The organism is Abyssibacter profundi (genome assembly GCF_003151135.1).
GTDB classification, from domain to species: domain Bacteria; phylum Pseudomonadota; class Gammaproteobacteria; order Nevskiales; family OUC007; genus Abyssibacter; species Abyssibacter profundi.
The window spans coordinates 1-377 of the sequence record NZ_QEQK01000046.1 but is presented as its reverse complement, the minus strand read 5'-3'; the positions used below and the strand labels follow the sequence as shown (position 1 = coordinate 377).

General features: G+C 63.1%; 1 pseudogene. It reads left to right on the top strand.

The features are described from left to right. Nucleotides 1-172: 172 nt before the first annotated feature. Nucleotides 173-377 (top strand): annotated as a pseudogene (locus tag DEH80_RS17655) (IS110 family transposase); the annotation flags it as partial.

The window sequence follows — 377 nt, the reverse complement described above, 5'->3', positions numbered from 1 at the left end:
GCGTGAGAACCCTTTTCAAGCAGCGCGCGCAGCGCCATCCTGTCGTCGGTCATCGTGTCCCTCTTTCGGTTGTCTAAGGTCGTCAAGAAACCTCAGATTACCGCGGGGCACGGTGGCCACTCTTACACCACGTCCGGGGACACGACCTGGGTCAGTTTCGGGTGTCCGGTGACAGCGTGGCGACAAGTACGTTAGAACGCTGCTCATCCACGGGGCGAGAACGGTTTTGCTCAGTGCTAGGCGCAACCAGAACGCGGGCAGACCCCTGAGCCCGCTCCAGCACTGGGCGCTGGGCGTGCAGGCGCGATCCAATCACAACAAAGCGGCCTGTGCCGTGGCCAACAAGCTGGCTCGGATCGCCTGGGCGAGCTGGGCGA